The organism is Klebsiella sp. JN_Kp121, from assembly GCF_040062145.1.
Lineage (GTDB): Bacteria > Pseudomonadota > Gammaproteobacteria > Enterobacterales > Enterobacteriaceae > Klebsiella > Klebsiella aerogenes.
Genome location: NZ_JBEAHX010000006.1, coordinates 175422 through 188833, shown reverse-complemented (window position 1 = coordinate 188833; position 13412 = coordinate 175422). Strand labels below are relative to the sequence as shown.

The following is a 13412-nucleotide window of genomic DNA, read 5'->3' as shown; positions in this document are numbered from 1 at the left end:
AAGCGAAATAAGAAGATATCCAGACTCCCTTATTTACCGCGCCGCCGTCAACGGGTATCTTACGCGGCTGTTGAAAGGAGATTGCCATGAAAGCCGAAAAGCCGGGGTTGCACCCGCGTAACCGTCATCACCAACGCTATGATTTGCCAGCGCTGTGCCAGACTCATCCTGAGCTGCAAAGCTATATCACTCTGAATCCGGCAGGTGAGCAAACCATTGATTTTGCTAATCCACTGGCGGTGAAGGCGTTGAATAAGGCGCTGCTGGCGCACTTTTACGCGGTAAAACACTGGGATATTCCTGACGGCTTCTTGTGCCCGCCGGTGCCGGGACGCGCGGACTATATCCACCATCTGGCCGACCTGCTGGCGCAGGATAGCGGCGAGATCCCGAAAAAAGCCACCATTCTCGATATCGGTACCGGCGCGAACTGCATCTATCCGCTGATTGGCGCACATGAATACGGCTGGCGCTTTACCGGTAGCGAAGTCAACCCGCAGGCCTTTGCCAGCGCCCAGGCGATTATCAACGGCAACCCAGGGCTGACGCGACAAATTCGTCTGCGTCGTCAGAAAGAGGGCCAGGCAATCTTTACCGGCATCATTCATAAGAATGAAACCTATGATGCGACCCTCTGCAACCCGCCGTTCCACGATTCCGCCGCCAGCGCGCGTGCCGGTGGCGAGCGTAAACGCCGTAATCTGGGGCTGGGGGAAGATAGCGTACTGAACTTCGGCGGCCAGCAGCAGGAACTGTGGTGTGAAGGCGGCGAAGTGGCCTTTATTTCGCAGATGATCCGCGAAAGCCAGCAGTTCGGCCGCCAGGTTAAATGGTTTACCTCGCTGGTCTCCCGCGGCGACAATCTGCCGCCGCTGTATCGCCTGCTGACCGAAGTCGGCGCGGTAAAAGTGGTGAAAAAAGAGATGGCGCAGGGGCAGAAACAGAGCCGCTTTATCGCCTGGAGCTTTATGGACGACGCAAAGCGCCGCCGTCCATTTTAAGTCTCTGCCGCCGGGTTTGCGTTGCCCGGCGGCGGCAATACCTGCCAGGTTTGTACCGGCGCACGCACGCCGGCGCGATCGAAATGCTGCTTCACCTGGGTATCGAGGGCAAAGCGTACCGCCCACTGCTTCAGCGGCAGCGTCGTAAAGCTGACGCGTAACGTAAACGCGGTATTGCTTAGTCCTACCAGCCCGGCGAACGACGGTTCGCCAATAATCAGCCCGCGGATCTCCTCCTGCGCCATCAGATCGTCTACCGCCGCCTTCAGCGCCTGATTGGCTTTATCCAAATCCTCCTGCCTGTCGACATCATAGTTGGCGACCACCGAACCGATCCCGCGCACAAAGTTGGCGAAGGTGGTTATCGAAGACCAGGGAATAATATGGTACGCCCCGGTATCCTGGCGCACGCCCACCGAGCGGATCGACATCCGTTCCACCGTACCGGTTAATGGCCCGATGGTCACCAGATCGCCGGTGTTCATCCCGTTTTCAAACTGGATAAAGATGCCGGTAATAATATCTTTGACCAGCGTTTGGGCGCCGAAAGAGATAGCCAATCCTAATGCCCCGGCGCCCGCCAGCAGCGGCGCGATGTTCACCCCCACTTCCGACAATAAGATCATTATCGTAATAGTGGTAATGACCACCGCCAGCGCGTTGCGAAACAGCGTCAGCAGCGTTCTGGCGCGAGCGCTGGGCAGCGGGCGTCCATGAATGTCCGATGACAGGCGGTTCTCAATCAGGCTTGCCAGCAGGGTCCAGCCGACGGCGGAGAAGAACAGGATCAGCGCGATACGAATCAGGACATCCACCGTTTTCTGCCCGGCATCATTGTGAAGCCATTGCTGAAAATCAAATAGACCCCAGGCGCTCAGCAACAGCATCACCGCCACGCATACCGTAAGGATCCGCGCGGCTTTCAGCGAGGCGGAGATCCAGCCGTTGAGCCGTTTTTGCAGCTCCGGGTAGTGGCGTTGGGTTTCTGGCGACAGGGTGATGGTTTTGGCTATCCAGCGTGACAAAATACCGGATACCAGCGCCGCGGCGCCGACGATAGCGAGGCTGCGCAGCGTCGCGCCCATCATAAATTTGAGGCTGTTGCCGGGGTCAAAGAGCGAAAAGAAGAACAGCACGATAAAGTAAGCGCAGGCCAGCCAGTGCCAGACCAGCGCAAAAGCACGAATAAACAAGCTGAAGAACGGCAGCGAGCGGTCGGCAAGATGGATAAGCCCCTGAGTGATGGCGCGTTTGTTGTGGAAAATCAGATACAACGCCCACACCGTAATGCACAACATTATGATGACGTTGGCCAGCGCGCCAATCTGCACGTTAACCTGATTGGAGATAATCGGCACCGCTACGATCAGCCCGTAACCAATCAGGCTACTCAGGGCGCTGAGGCGTAAGTTCCAGTAGATTGCGTGTTCGTCGCTGATATTGAAGGGGCGTAAATCGGCAATCCGCGGGCAAAAAATCAATCGCAGAATGGCTTTAAAAAACTCGATCAGCGCGAAGGCGTTAAGAAACAGGCTTTGTTGGAAAGCAATGGTGCGGTTGCCGCCGTTTAAACGATCGCTTAACAGCTGGCCGATAAACAGCGTTAGCGCCAGCAGCAGCAGGTCAATGATAAAAGCGCCAGCGATGGTTGCCGGTAACTGGAGCCAGTTGTTGCGCTCACGGTTTTTGTGCCTTCCCCAATGGCCCATTTTGCGGTACAGCGGCAGCGCCGCCAGGCGTACTAACCACCAGAAGGCAAATACCAGCCCGGCCAGCAGCAGGAAGTCGCCAGCGGCATTGCGAAAAGCATCGGCATGGAAAGGCTTATGCGGCGAGCCGGTGATATTGCGCCATAGCTGCGAAAACCGTGACGACAGGCGCTCGCTATACTGGCGGCTAATTTCCGTCACGCTTTCCAGAACGGTTTGCTCGTCTTTGACTTCTGGCGGGGTCAGCGTGGGGGCGGCGGCAGGGGGCTGGGTAGCGGCGGCTTTGCGCAGCTCAGCGATTAACTCCTGCCGCGAGTCTGGATTATCCAGCACGTCAGCTAATGCCGCCCAGGCGGCTTTTTTTTGTTCGAGGTCAGGCTCGCTGGCTGTGCTTTTGTCGGTTGTCGCCGCCGGAATGCCGGGCAATGACGCCGCCGACAGCGGCGAAATCCACAGCGCAGCGAGCAACAGTAGGATCCACGGCATGGGCGCCTCCATTGCATCTCAAACTGCTAAGTATAGAAGGGGTCAGAGGAGAAGGAGCGGTGGGATGAATCTGGAAAGCGGCTCTCCCCTTACCGGGGAGAGCCGGGCGCATCAGGCTACGTGCTGTAAAAACTCGCGCAGACGCGGGCTTGGCGGGTTCTTCACCAGAACCTGCGGGTCGCCGTCTTCGGCGATACGGCCTTTATCGATGAAGATCAGCCGTGATGCCACTTTTTCAGCAAAGCCGATTTCGTGGGTTACGATGACCATCGTCATGCCTTCCTCGGCCAGGTCCTGCATGACTTTCAGCACTTCATGGCGTAGTTCCGGGTCAAGTGCCGAAGTCGGCTCATCAAACAGCATCATTTTCGGTTTCACCGCCAGCGCACGGGCAATGGCGACTCGCTGCTGCTGGCCGCCGGAGAGTTCGGATGGATAGTGGTGCGCGCGTTCCGCGAGACCCACCTTCGCCAGCAGCTCTTTCGCCAGCGTTTCCGCCGCCGCTTTCGACGCGCCGCGCACGCGCTGCGGGCCGAACATCACGTTCTCCAGCGCCGTCAGGTGCGGGAACAGATAGAACTGCTGGAATACCATTCCGGCTTCCTGGCGAATTAAGCGCTCGTCAACTTTCGGGTCGTTCACCTTCAGGCCATCGACGATAAGATCGCCGCTGGTGATCTCTTCCAGTTTATTGATGCAGCGCAGCAGCGTGGATTTACCGGAGCCGGACGGCCCGATGATCACGACCACTTCGCCTTTGTTGATCTTCAGATCGATATCGTGCAGCACTTTAGTCGGGCCAAAGTGTTTGGAAACGTTTTTAAATTCAATCACAGGATTTTCATCCTTCTTTCAAGACGACGCAGAATGAAGCTCAACACCAGGGTGATGATCAGATAAATGACGGCAACGGCGCTCCAGATTTCCAGTGCGCGGAAGTTACCGGCAATAATTTCCTGGCCCTGGCGGGTCAGTTCGGCGACGCCGATAACGATAAACAGCGACGTATCTTTGATACTGATAATCCATTGGTTACCGAGCGGCGGCAGCATACGGCGCAGCGCCAGCGGCAGGATCACGTGGCGGATGGTCTCGCGGCGGGAGAGTCCCAGCGCCAGACCCGCTTCGCGGAAACCTTTATGGATGGACAGCACCGCGCCGCGGGTGATTTCCGCGATATAGGCCCCGGAGTTGATCATGATGGTCACCACCGCGGCGGTGAACGGGTCGATGCGTAAGTCGCTAAACGCCATCGGCAGCGCGAAGTAAATGAACATCACCTGCACCACAATAGGCGTGCCGCGGATGATTTCAATAAATACCAGCGCGATGTGGTTGGCTATCCAGCCGCCGAAACAGCGGGCGAAACCGGCCACCAGACCGATGATAAGGCCGCCAACCAGGCCGAGGACCGAAATCCACAGCGTCATTTTGGCGCCTTCCAGCAAAATAGGAATAGCGGGCCAGATGGCACTCCAGTCAAACTGCATAATGTGTTCCTGTTACTGTTACCGTGTCGAAAGCAGAGAAAGCCTCTGCGAATACGGCGCCGGGCAAAGAGACCCTGGCGCCGTGGAGCCCGCGGCGGATTGGCCGCGGGAAGTCGTCCTGATTATTATTTTGGTTCAGTACCGAACCATTTTTTGTAAATTTCGTTGTAGGTGCCGTTTTCACGCAGCGTTTTCAGCGCGCCGTTCACTTTTTCGCGCAGTTCGTCGCTGCCTTTCGGGAAGGCGATACCGTAGCTTTGCGCTTCCAGCGATTCGCCTACCGCTTTGAACTTGCCCTGACCGGCAGTTTTAATGAAGTACAGGATGTTTGGCGTGTCGTGCAGTACCGCGTCAGCGCGGCCGGTGCCCAGTTCCATATAAGCGTTATCAATGTTCGGGAACTGGCGCAGATCTTTGGTTTTGATGTTGGCTTTCGCATAATCAACGGAGCCGGTGCCGCTCTTCACGGCGACCACTTTGCCGTTCAGATCTTTCACATCTTTAATGTCATTGTTTTTCGCGTTCACCATCACCAGCAGGCCGCTTTTGTAGTAGCCGTCGGAGAAGTCGATTGCTTTTTTACGCTCGTCGGTGATGGTGATCCCCGCCAGCGCCAGATCGATGTTTTTGGTCTGCAGCGCGGGAATGATGCCGCTGAAGTCCATTGGTTTCAGGGTGTAGTCCAGTTTCAGCTCTTTAGCGACCGCGGCCCACAGGTCAATATCGAAGCCGACGTATTTATCACCTTGCTTAAATTCAAACGGAACAAACGCCGTATCGGTGGCGACTACCAGTTTTTTATCTGCGGCGTGAGACGAAACCGCAAAAGCCAGGGTCAGTGCAGCCAGTGACACTTTTAATACAGACTTCATAGTATTTCCTTTTTTATCCACGGGACGAGCCCCTGCGAGAACGTGTAGCCTAATGAAAAAATCGTGCCAGTTTTACAAGCTATTGTTTTTCAACAGGAGCTTTCATATTGCTTGCACAATTTCGGTTACTCGATACAGCAAACGCACCGTGACGGGGCATCATTTTGGTGCAATATAAACGTAGCGAATAACCAGAGCATTTTTAACGCAAACCCTGATGGGAAAACAATCTTGCTGTAACGATTGTGTGAGGTGATTATTACAATTGTTTTACTTTAGTACGTATTGTGTACATACATATGCACCAAAAGTGGGCGAGCTAAGCGATTGCGGGGGGGAGCGTGGGAGAAAAGGAAAAAGCCGCCAGCGGGCGCTGACGGCGGTAGACGCTTATTCGATATTCGCTTCGATGAACCACAGGAATTTATCCAGGTCGCGGGAAGCCGCGGTAAAGATATCGGCGGTGTCTTCATCTTTCGCTTCGCTGATCGCTTTACGCACATCATTGGCCACGATGGCGTAACGGTCCGCCAGCTCTTTCAGGTGTTCCTGAACGGAGTGAATATCCAGCGGGTAGCTTTTCAGCGGGCTTTTGCTGTTGATGACCTGAGTGGTGCCCAGTGCGACGCCGCCCAGTTGAACGGCACGTTCAGCCATCGTATCAAGGTGATCGGTGAGCGCAGTGCGGAAACCATCCAGCATTTCATGGACGGCGATAAAGTTGGCACCGCGCATATTCCAGTGGGCCTGTTTGGTAATCAGCGACAGGTCGATGAACTGGATCACCTGGCGATTCAGCAGCTCAACGGTAGCTTTCTTTTCGTTGTCTGCGACATCGTTACGGGTATAGAGCAGGTTAGACGCTTTAGTTTTAACCAGTTTTGCGGTACTCATAGTTTCATATCCTCTTGATATTGATACTCGTCATACTTCAAATTCGAATTATGTAGAGCGTTTGTCCCAAATGACTTCGGGACTAATTATAGCAAGGGATATTGGGTATGAGGCATCGGCTGTCCATATCAGTCCGATAGCGCTAAGTTGTTGGCTATTTAAAAAGTTTTATTAAATCAGATAATTAGAAGCACACAACTGGCTCGCTATGAACGCGAGCCAGGCCGGTAACAAAATCTTAATTTATATCGACTTTCTCGATTTTGCTGTGCCGTTGCATGGTTAGCGTTGAGCCCATTGAGGCGATGATAATCGCCCCTAACGCCAGAGTTTGCGTCAGGGTTAGCGTCTCGCCGAGGAACACCATTCCCGACAGCGCCGCCAGCGCCGGCTCCATGCTCATCAGCGTGCCGAAGGTACGGGTGGGCATCCGGGTCAAGGCGATCATTTCCAGCGAATAGGGTAGGGCGGTGGAGAGAATGGCGATGCCAAGCCCCAGCGGCAGCAGCGACCATTGCAGCAGCGTATCGCTGGCCTGGACGACGCCGATGGGCACAAAAATTACCGCCGCGATGAGCGAGCCCATAGCCACCGTCGCCGGGCCATGTTCTTCACCCGCGCGCTGGCCGGTAAGAATATAGACCGCCCAGAATGTGCCGGCGCCGAGCGCGAACAGCGCGCCGACTAAATCCACTTCCCCTACGTTTTGCCCAAGCGGCAGCAGGAACCACAGCCCGAGCACCGCCAGCGCCACCCAGACGAAATCAAGCGGGCGGCGTGAACCGAAGAGCGCCACCGCCAGCGGCCCGGTGAACTCCAGCGCGACCGCGACGCCAAGCGGGATCCGCTGCAGCGATAAATAGAAGAGATAGTTCATCGCCCCTAGCGCCACGCCGTAAAAGAACAGCGGTAGCCGCTGCTGCGGGGCAAAGCGCAGTCGCCACGGCTTAAAAATAACGACTAAAATTAAAGTGCCGAGCGTCAGGCGTAGAGCGGTGACTCCCGGTGCGCCAATCAACGGGAAGAGCGATTTCGCCAGCGATGCGCCGCTCTGAATGGAGACCATGGCGATCAAAATAACCAGTATCGGCAACCACGCCGGAACTTTACGGGACGAGCCGGGCATCCTTTCTCCTGTCAGGGTTTGTCAAAAGAGGTAAAGGTTCCAGTGTACTGGAATAACCGCTTAACGGTTTAGCGATTGTTGAAAAAAGAGGGTGGAAAAACAGTACAATGGCGTAAAATGCGTAGGGGAATGCCTTCGCGACTAAGAATAATCTGGATGCGCAGCGCTTACGGCTGGTAAACGTTAAGCACTTTTTGCGCGAAAAGTGTTTGATTTCCAGATTGTTACGAAATCGTGGAAACTTTTGCTTACATGAAAAAGTATGTTAGACAATGTAAAGTCAAAAGAGTTTCCCAAAAGTTTTTGATATATTTAAGACTTAGGACTTATTAGAAACACATTTGAGGTGGTTATGAATAAAATTGCACGTCTTTCAGCACTGGCCGTTGTTCTGGCTGCATCCGTAGGTACTACTGCTTTCGCTGCAACTTCTACCGTTACCGGTGGTTACGCTCAGAGCGACATGCAGGGTAAAGCTAACAAAGCAGGCGGTTTCAACCTTAAGTACCGTTACGAGCAAGATAACAACCCGCTGGGCGTTATCGGTTCCTTCACCTACACCGAAAAAGACAACACCAGCAACGGTACTTACAACAAAGGTCAGTACTACGGCATCACCGCTGGTCCGGCTTACCGTCTGAACGACTGGGCGAGCATCTACGGCGTAATCGGTGTTGGCTACGGTAAGTTCCAGAACAACAACTTCCCGAACCAGAAATCCGACATGAGCGACTACGGTTTCTCTTACGGCGCTGGTATGCAGTTCAACCCGATCGAAAACGTTGCCCTGGACTTCTCCTACGAGCAGTCTCGCATTCGTAACGTTGACGTCGGCACCTGGATTGCTGGCGTAGGTTACCGCTTCTAATCACTTCGGTGATATAAAAAATCCGCCTCAAGGGGCGGATTTTTTTTGCCTGTGATTCGGCGATACCGTTTAGTTGACGGTAAACTCGTCGCTGCCCAGATGGTTGTAATCCACCTTCTGTAACTGGAAATTGGTGATATACACCGGTCCGGCTTTCTGTTCCGAGATAAAGCGATAGCGTGGGGTAATTTCCTGTGCGCTGATGCCGGTCCACTGCGAGAAGAAGCTGAGGAAATCATTCGCCGAGCGGCGGGCTTTAATCATCTTATGCGCTTTATCGTCGCTGGAGAGTACCATAAACGGTACCTGGAAGTTCTGCTGATATTTGTCATCATGGGCGAGATACTGCACCGCCTTACCGCGTTCTTTAAATGCCAGACCGTGATCGGAAAAATAGGTGAGCGAGAAAGAGCTGCCGGAATTCTGTAGCTGGCCGTAGAGTTTCGCCAACAGCGCGTCGGTTTGCGTCACGCTGTAGAGATAGCATGAGGTCTCCTTTGACTGCACAAAGGTGGTGTACTTGCCTTTGGTACGATCGCAGGCCTGCGGGTGCGAGCCCATAATATGCAATACGATCAACTGCGGCTGGCTGCGCTCGACTGATAATACCTGCTCGGTCAGTTTCAGCAGCTGCTCATCCTGCGTATTTTTATTGGCTTCAAAATCCCCATTTTTCAGGAACTGTACCTCATCGGCGCGTTTGGCGATGCTGGCGATGGCGGTGTCGTATTCACCAATTTGCCCTTGATTGGAGAACCACCAGGTCTGGAAGCCCGCGCGGTTGGCGAGGGTGACGAAGTTATCCTGATACTGGGGTTTACCGTCTACCACCCGATTGAGGGTCAGGCCCAGCGATTTCTGCGTGGAGCCGCTGGCGGCGACGTAGTTTTTAAACAGATAGCCGTTGACCGAACTGGCGAACGGCGTGTTGTCCCAGTGGCCGCCGAAAGCGCCAAGCGCATCGCGGCGCGCGCTCTCACCAATCACCACGACATAGAGATGGTATTTCGGCTTCACCGCCAGCACGTGCCAGCTATCTTTCATGTTCGCCAACTGCGCCATCCGCGCCTGTTCATCCAGCACTTCATTGTTATTAACGATCACGTCTTTTACGAAGCGCACGGCGGGGTAACCGCTATCAATGACTTTAAAGACGCCGCCCCAGGCCAGATTCTGCACAGGTTGCAGGAAGAAGATACCGATGCTAAACAGCAGCCCCAGATATTCCACTTTGCCAAGGCGCGCGGGCGGCTGTGGTTTCCGCCGTACGGCAATGACGCCGAGGGCGAAGATAAATACCGCCAGCAAATAGTTGTACCACGGGAAAATAGTGAGAATTTCCGTCGACTCTTCCACGTTGGTGGCGTGCAGCGCCAGCAGCGTATTGAAGTTTGGCGCGCCGTAAGCCTGGCCGAAGGGATAGTACATCGCGGCCAGCAGGGAATAGAGGCCAACTATCCCTTTTTGTACCCGCGGAAAGGTGCGCCAAAGCAGATGGAGTACGCAGGTAAACGCAACGGTATAGAGCAAGCTAAATTCATACCCAAGCGCCAGATTAATCAACAGCGACTGTAAAAAGTAGAATCCTGTCCACGGGTTCAGGGCCAGTCTGCGGGCGGCCAGCGTTTCTTTCAGAGTGACATTCATAATTCGTAATCAACAAGACGCCATGTTCGTCCCCTGGCATCAAGGGGGTAAAACCTGCTGGACAGTGCGTGAAGAGGGTCTCTGCGAGCCGCAGTAGTGGCAGGGCTGACAAACGATAGGGCCTGCGAATGGTAAGGTCAACTGTTCATAACAGATTGTTTTGCGAGAAAGCTTACAAAACTTGAAAAAAGCGCTGAAGGGCGAGACAACCGGGTAGGTTAACGGGGAAAAATGACAAAAAAATGAAGCGGCGTACCGCGACGCCGCGTTAGTGGTTAGGTTTATCCTGCTGCGGTTTGCCGTTGATCATGTCGCACAGCATGCCGATCAGCATTAAGCGTACTTTAAAGGGTGAATGGCTAAACACGTTTAAGCACCTCTTGAATTCGTTCATGGTTATTCCTCCTGCGTCTTCGCGCCGTCAAATCCGTGATGGCTGTTTGCATTACATACAGATATAGCACAGGCTATATTTTATAGCTATGGCTAAAATGTTATTTTTTTGTGCTCCGGGCGCAATCCATTACAATGTGGATCCTTTTATATGATGCTTGACGCGTCACACCAACGAGGAAGCACAATGAACCGTCGCGCAGGTAAGCCCATAACTAAAAAAGTGACGCAGCTGGTTAATGTCGAAGAACACGTAGAGGGGTTTCGTCAGGTGCGTGAAGCGCATCGTCGCGAGCTGATTGATGACTATGTGGAGCTTATCTCCGATCTGATCAACGAAGTGGGCGAAGCGCGCCAGGTGGATATGGCTGCGCGTCTTGGCGTTTCGCAACCGACGGTGGCGAAAATGCTTAAGCGTCTGGCGAGTGTCGGCTTGATCGAACAGATCCCCTGGCGCGGGATCTTCTTAACCCCGGAAGGGGAAAAGCTGGCCCATGAAAGCCGCGAGCGTCATCAGATAGTGGAAAACTTTCTGCTGGCGATTGGCGTGAGTCCGGAGATTGCCCGCCGCGATGCTGAGGGAATGGAACACCACGTTAGCGAAGAGACGCTGGCGCAATTTAAGCTGTTTACCCAGAGATTACACGCAGAATGAATCTCCCCTTTGTGCAGTCGCTCGCTCGCGACCGTTTCCTGCATCTTTTGTTACTTATCGCCGTTATCCTTAGCCTGTTTGTTCCTTTCGCGCCTCAGCGCTGGGGGCAGGCTATCGACTGGCACACTATCATCACCCTTAGTGGGCTGATGCTGCTGACCAAAGGGATTGAACTGAGCGGTTATTTTGATGTGCTGGGGCGCAAAATGGCGCGCCGTTTCGTCACCGAACGCCAACTGGCCATCTTCATGGTGCTGGCTGCCGCGCTGCTTTCCACTTTTTTGACCAACGACGTCGCGCTGTTCATTGTCGTTCCCCTCACGTTAACGCTAAAAAAATGGTGCGCCATTCCGGTGAATCGGCTGATTATTTTTGAAGCGCTGGCGGTTAACGCCGGCTCTTTATTAACGCCCATCGGCAATCCGCAGAATATTTTACTGTGGGGCCGCTCCGGGCTATCGTTTCTTGCCTTTATCGGCCAGATGCTGCCGCTGGCGGCGGCGATGATGATCACGCTATTGGTGCTGTGTTGGTTCTGTTTCCCTGCCGCTCGGCTCAATTATCAAAGTAGCGACAAAGCGCCGGAGTGGCGGCCGCAGCTGGTGTGGAGCTGCCTCGCTTTCTACCTTATCTTTCTGGCTGCGCTGGAGATGAAGCAGGAACTCTGGGGACTGGCGCTCATTGCCGTCGGGTTCCTGCTGCTGGCGCGAGCGGTGATTATCAACGTCGACTGGTCGCTGCTGCTGGTGTTTATGGCGATGTTTATCGACGTTCACCTGCTGACGCAGCTGCCGGTGCTGCAGCAGTGGCTGAACGGCGTCGGCCAGCTCTCGCATGGCGGGCTATGGCTGACGGCAATCGGACTGTCGCAGTTTATCAGCAACGTGCCATCGACTATTTTGCTGCTTAATTACGTGCCGCCAACGATGCTGTTAGCCTGGGCGGTGAACGTCGGCGGTTTTGGCCTGCTGCCCGGATCGCTGGCGAACCTGATTGCGCTGCGGATGGCCGGCGACCGCCGGATCTGGTGGCGTTTTCATCTTTATTCCATTCCGCTGCTGATCTGGGCGGCGCTCACCGGTTACGCCATGCTCGCGCTGTGGCGCTGATTTTCAGAGGATTGGGCAAGAAACGGGCAGGAACACCCCATTCGCGATGACGACGCTCGGGCTATAACTATCTGGCTGACGTTAATCATCCGAATGAGGAGACTGCTATGCGTTATCAAAAACTGGGAAATACCGGCCTGTTTGTCTCTGAGCTGTGCCTTGGCACCATGACCTTCGGCGGCGAAGAGGGGATGTGGGGAAAAATCGGCCAGCTGCGCCAGGCGGAAGCCGAACAGCTGGTGGGCAGCGCGCTGGATGCGGGCATCAACTTCATCGATACCGCCAACGTTTATTCAGAAGGACGCTCGGAGGAGATTACCGGCCAGGCGTTAAAGAATCTGAAGATACCGCGTGAAAACGTGGTGGTGGCGACCAAAGTGTTCGGCGAAACCGGCACCGCTGGGGTGAACTCGCGCGGCAGCTCACGCTACCACATTATGGGCAGCGTGAAAGAGAGCCTGCGCCGCCTGCAGCTCGATCATATCGATCTCTATCAATTACACGGTTTCGATCCGGCGACGCCTATTGAAGAGACGCTGTCGGCGCTCGACACCCTGGTGCAGCAGGGGCATGTGCGCTATATCGGCGTTTCTAACTGGGCGGCATGGCAAATCGCCAAAGCGCTGGGCATTGCTGAACGCCTCGGGCTCTCGCGCTTTGCTTCTCTGCAGGCTTACTACACGATTGCCGGGCGTGAGCTGGAACGCGAACTGGTGCCGATGATGCAAAGCGAAGGTCTCGGCCTGATGGTCTGGAGCCCGCTGGCGGGCGGTCTGTTGAGCGGTAAATATCGCCGCGATGGTCAGGCGGAAGCGGGCGGTCGTCGACTGGAGTTCGATTTCCCGCCGGTGAATAAAGATCGCGCCTTTGACTGCATTGACGTGATGCAGGTGATAGCCGAAGCGAAAGGGGTCTCGGTGGCGCAGATTGCGCTGGCGTGGTTACTGCATCAGCCGGCGGTCACCAGCGTTATTATTGGCGCCAAACGGGCCGAGCAGTTGCAGGATAACATTGCCGCCACCGCTATTCGCCTGAGTGAAGATGAGCTGCGCCAGCTTGACGCGGTCAGCGCGCTGCCGCGCGAGTATCCGGGTTGGATGCTGGAGCGCCAGGGGGAATATCGCCGTAAGCAGCTTGACGCCCAGTAACGCTGTTTTTTTCG

13 protein-coding genes are annotated in these 13412 nt (G+C 54.8%); 5 read left to right on the top strand and 8 right to left on the bottom strand.

The window, feature by feature from the left end:
• The first annotated feature begins 86 nt into the window (after window positions 1-86).
• Window positions 87-1001 (top strand): 23S rRNA (adenine(1618)-N(6))-methyltransferase RlmF, encoded by a 915-nt coding sequence (rlmF, locus tag ABLU86_RS11105; protein WP_087876739.1) that lies wholly within the window; start codon window positions 87-89, stop codon window positions 999-1001.
• Here rlmF and ybiO read toward each other — a convergent pair.
• The 6 genes from ybiO to rhtA form a co-directional block, all read right to left on the bottom strand.
• A complete protein-coding gene (ybiO, locus tag ABLU86_RS11100; protein ID WP_047076969.1) occupies window positions 998-3196 on the bottom strand; it encodes a mechanosensitive channel protein in 2199 nt (732 codons plus the stop codon). The two genes, rlmF and ybiO, sit on opposite strands and share 4 nt — an antisense overlap.
• Window positions 3197-3307: 111 nt before the next feature.
• Entirely contained in the window at window positions 3308-4030 is a 723-nt protein-coding gene (gene glnQ / locus ABLU86_RS11095; RefSeq protein ID WP_015367582.1) for a glutamine ABC transporter ATP-binding protein GlnQ, read from the bottom strand.
• Window positions 4027-4686, bottom strand: a complete 660-nt coding sequence (glnP, locus tag ABLU86_RS11090) for a glutamine ABC transporter permease GlnP (RefSeq protein ID WP_015367581.1) — start codon at window positions 4684-4686, stop codon at window positions 4027-4029. Before glnP ends, glnQ begins: the two co-directional genes overlap by 4 nt.
• Before the next feature lie 125 nt (window positions 4687-4811).
• Window positions 4812-5558 (bottom strand): glutamine ABC transporter substrate-binding protein GlnH, encoded by a 747-nt coding sequence (gene glnH / locus ABLU86_RS11085; protein WP_015367580.1) that lies wholly within the window; start codon window positions 5556-5558, stop codon window positions 4812-4814.
• Between the two features lie 390 nt (window positions 5559-5948).
• Complete coding sequence (gene dps / locus ABLU86_RS11080; RefSeq protein ID WP_032712933.1) at window positions 5949-6452, bottom strand: DNA starvation/stationary phase protection protein Dps; 504 nt, start codon at window positions 6450-6452, stop codon at window positions 5949-5951.
• Between the two features lie 238 nt (window positions 6453-6690).
• Entirely contained in the window at window positions 6691-7578 is an 888-nt protein-coding gene (gene rhtA, locus ABLU86_RS11075; protein WP_285177959.1) for a threonine/homoserine exporter RhtA, read from the bottom strand.
• Between the two features lie 352 nt (window positions 7579-7930).
• Between rhtA and ompX the strand changes: the two genes are divergently transcribed.
• Window positions 7931-8446 (top strand): outer membrane protein OmpX, encoded by a 516-nt coding sequence (ompX, locus tag ABLU86_RS11070; protein ID WP_015367577.1) that lies wholly within the window; start codon window positions 7931-7933, stop codon window positions 8444-8446.
• A gap of 69 nt (window positions 8447-8515) precedes the next feature.
• Here ompX and ABLU86_RS11065 read toward each other — a convergent pair whose 3' ends face one another.
• Window positions 8516-10093, bottom strand: a complete 1578-nt coding sequence (locus ABLU86_RS11065; protein ID WP_045360002.1) for a phosphoethanolamine transferase — start codon at window positions 10091-10093, stop codon at window positions 8516-8518.
• 268 nt (window positions 10094-10361) lie between these two features.
• The gene (gene mntS, locus ABLU86_RS11060; RefSeq protein ID WP_015367575.1) at window positions 10362-10487 is read right to left on the bottom strand and encodes a manganase accumulation protein MntS; all 126 of its coding nucleotides are present in this window, start codon (window positions 10485-10487) and stop codon (window positions 10362-10364) included.
• 186 nt (window positions 10488-10673) lie between these two features.
• Between mntS and mntR the strand changes: the two genes are divergently transcribed.
• The 3 genes from mntR to ABLU86_RS11045 all read left to right on the top strand — a co-directional run bounded on the left by mntR (window position 10674) and on the right by ABLU86_RS11045 (window position 13398).
• Complete coding sequence (gene mntR / locus ABLU86_RS11055; RefSeq protein ID WP_015367574.1) at window positions 10674-11141, top strand: manganese-binding transcriptional regulator MntR; 468 nt, start codon at window positions 10674-10676, stop codon at window positions 11139-11141.
• Window positions 11138-12250 (top strand): anion transporter, encoded by a 1113-nt coding sequence (locus ABLU86_RS11050; RefSeq protein ID WP_020079302.1) that lies wholly within the window; start codon window positions 11138-11140, stop codon window positions 12248-12250. The genes mntR and ABLU86_RS11050 overlap by 4 nt, the downstream gene beginning before the upstream one ends.
• Window positions 12251-12357: 107 nt before the next feature.
• Entirely contained in the window at window positions 12358-13398 is a 1041-nt protein-coding gene (locus ABLU86_RS11045; protein ID WP_015704826.1) for an aldo/keto reductase, read from the top strand.
• Window positions 13399-13412: the final 14 nt, after the last annotated feature.

What these genes read in the sequence shown, in the direction of transcription:
- mntS (WP_015367575.1), bottom strand. Translation starts at nt 10,487, where the DNA reads ATGAACGAATTCAAGAGGTGCTTAAACGTGTTTAGCCATTCACCCTTT.
- dps (WP_032712933.1), bottom strand. Translation starts at nt 6,452, where the DNA reads ATGAGTACCGCAAAACTGGTTAAAACTAAAGCGTCTAACCTGCTCTAT.
- ompX (WP_015367577.1), top strand. Translation starts at nt 7,931, where the DNA reads ATGAATAAAATTGCACGTCTTTCAGCACTGGCCGTTGTTCTGGCTGCA.
- rhtA (WP_285177959.1), bottom strand. Translation starts at nt 7,578, where the DNA reads ATGCCCGGCTCGTCCCGTAAAGTTCCGGCGTGGTTGCCGATACTGGTT.
- ABLU86_RS11065 (WP_045360002.1), bottom strand. Translation starts at nt 10,093, where the DNA reads ATGAATGTCACTCTGAAAGAAACGCTGGCCGCCCGCAGACTGGCCCTG.
- ABLU86_RS11050 (WP_020079302.1), top strand. Translation starts at nt 11,138, where the DNA reads ATGAATCTCCCCTTTGTGCAGTCGCTCGCTCGCGACCGTTTCCTGCAT.
- ABLU86_RS11045 (WP_015704826.1), top strand. Translation starts at nt 12,358, where the DNA reads ATGCGTTATCAAAAACTGGGAAATACCGGCCTGTTTGTCTCTGAGCTG.
- glnH (WP_015367580.1), bottom strand. Translation starts at nt 5,558, where the DNA reads ATGAAGTCTGTATTAAAAGTGTCACTGGCTGCACTGACCCTGGCTTTT.
- ybiO (WP_047076969.1), bottom strand. Translation starts at nt 3,196, where the DNA reads ATGCCGTGGATCCTACTGTTGCTCGCTGCGCTGTGGATTTCGCCGCTG.
- glnP (WP_015367581.1), bottom strand. Translation starts at nt 4,686, where the DNA reads ATGCAGTTTGACTGGAGTGCCATCTGGCCCGCTATTCCTATTTTGCTG.
- mntR (WP_015367574.1), top strand. Translation starts at nt 10,674, where the DNA reads ATGAACCGTCGCGCAGGTAAGCCCATAACTAAAAAAGTGACGCAGCTG.
- rlmF (WP_087876739.1), top strand. Translation starts at nt 87, where the DNA reads ATGAAAGCCGAAAAGCCGGGGTTGCACCCGCGTAACCGTCATCACCAA.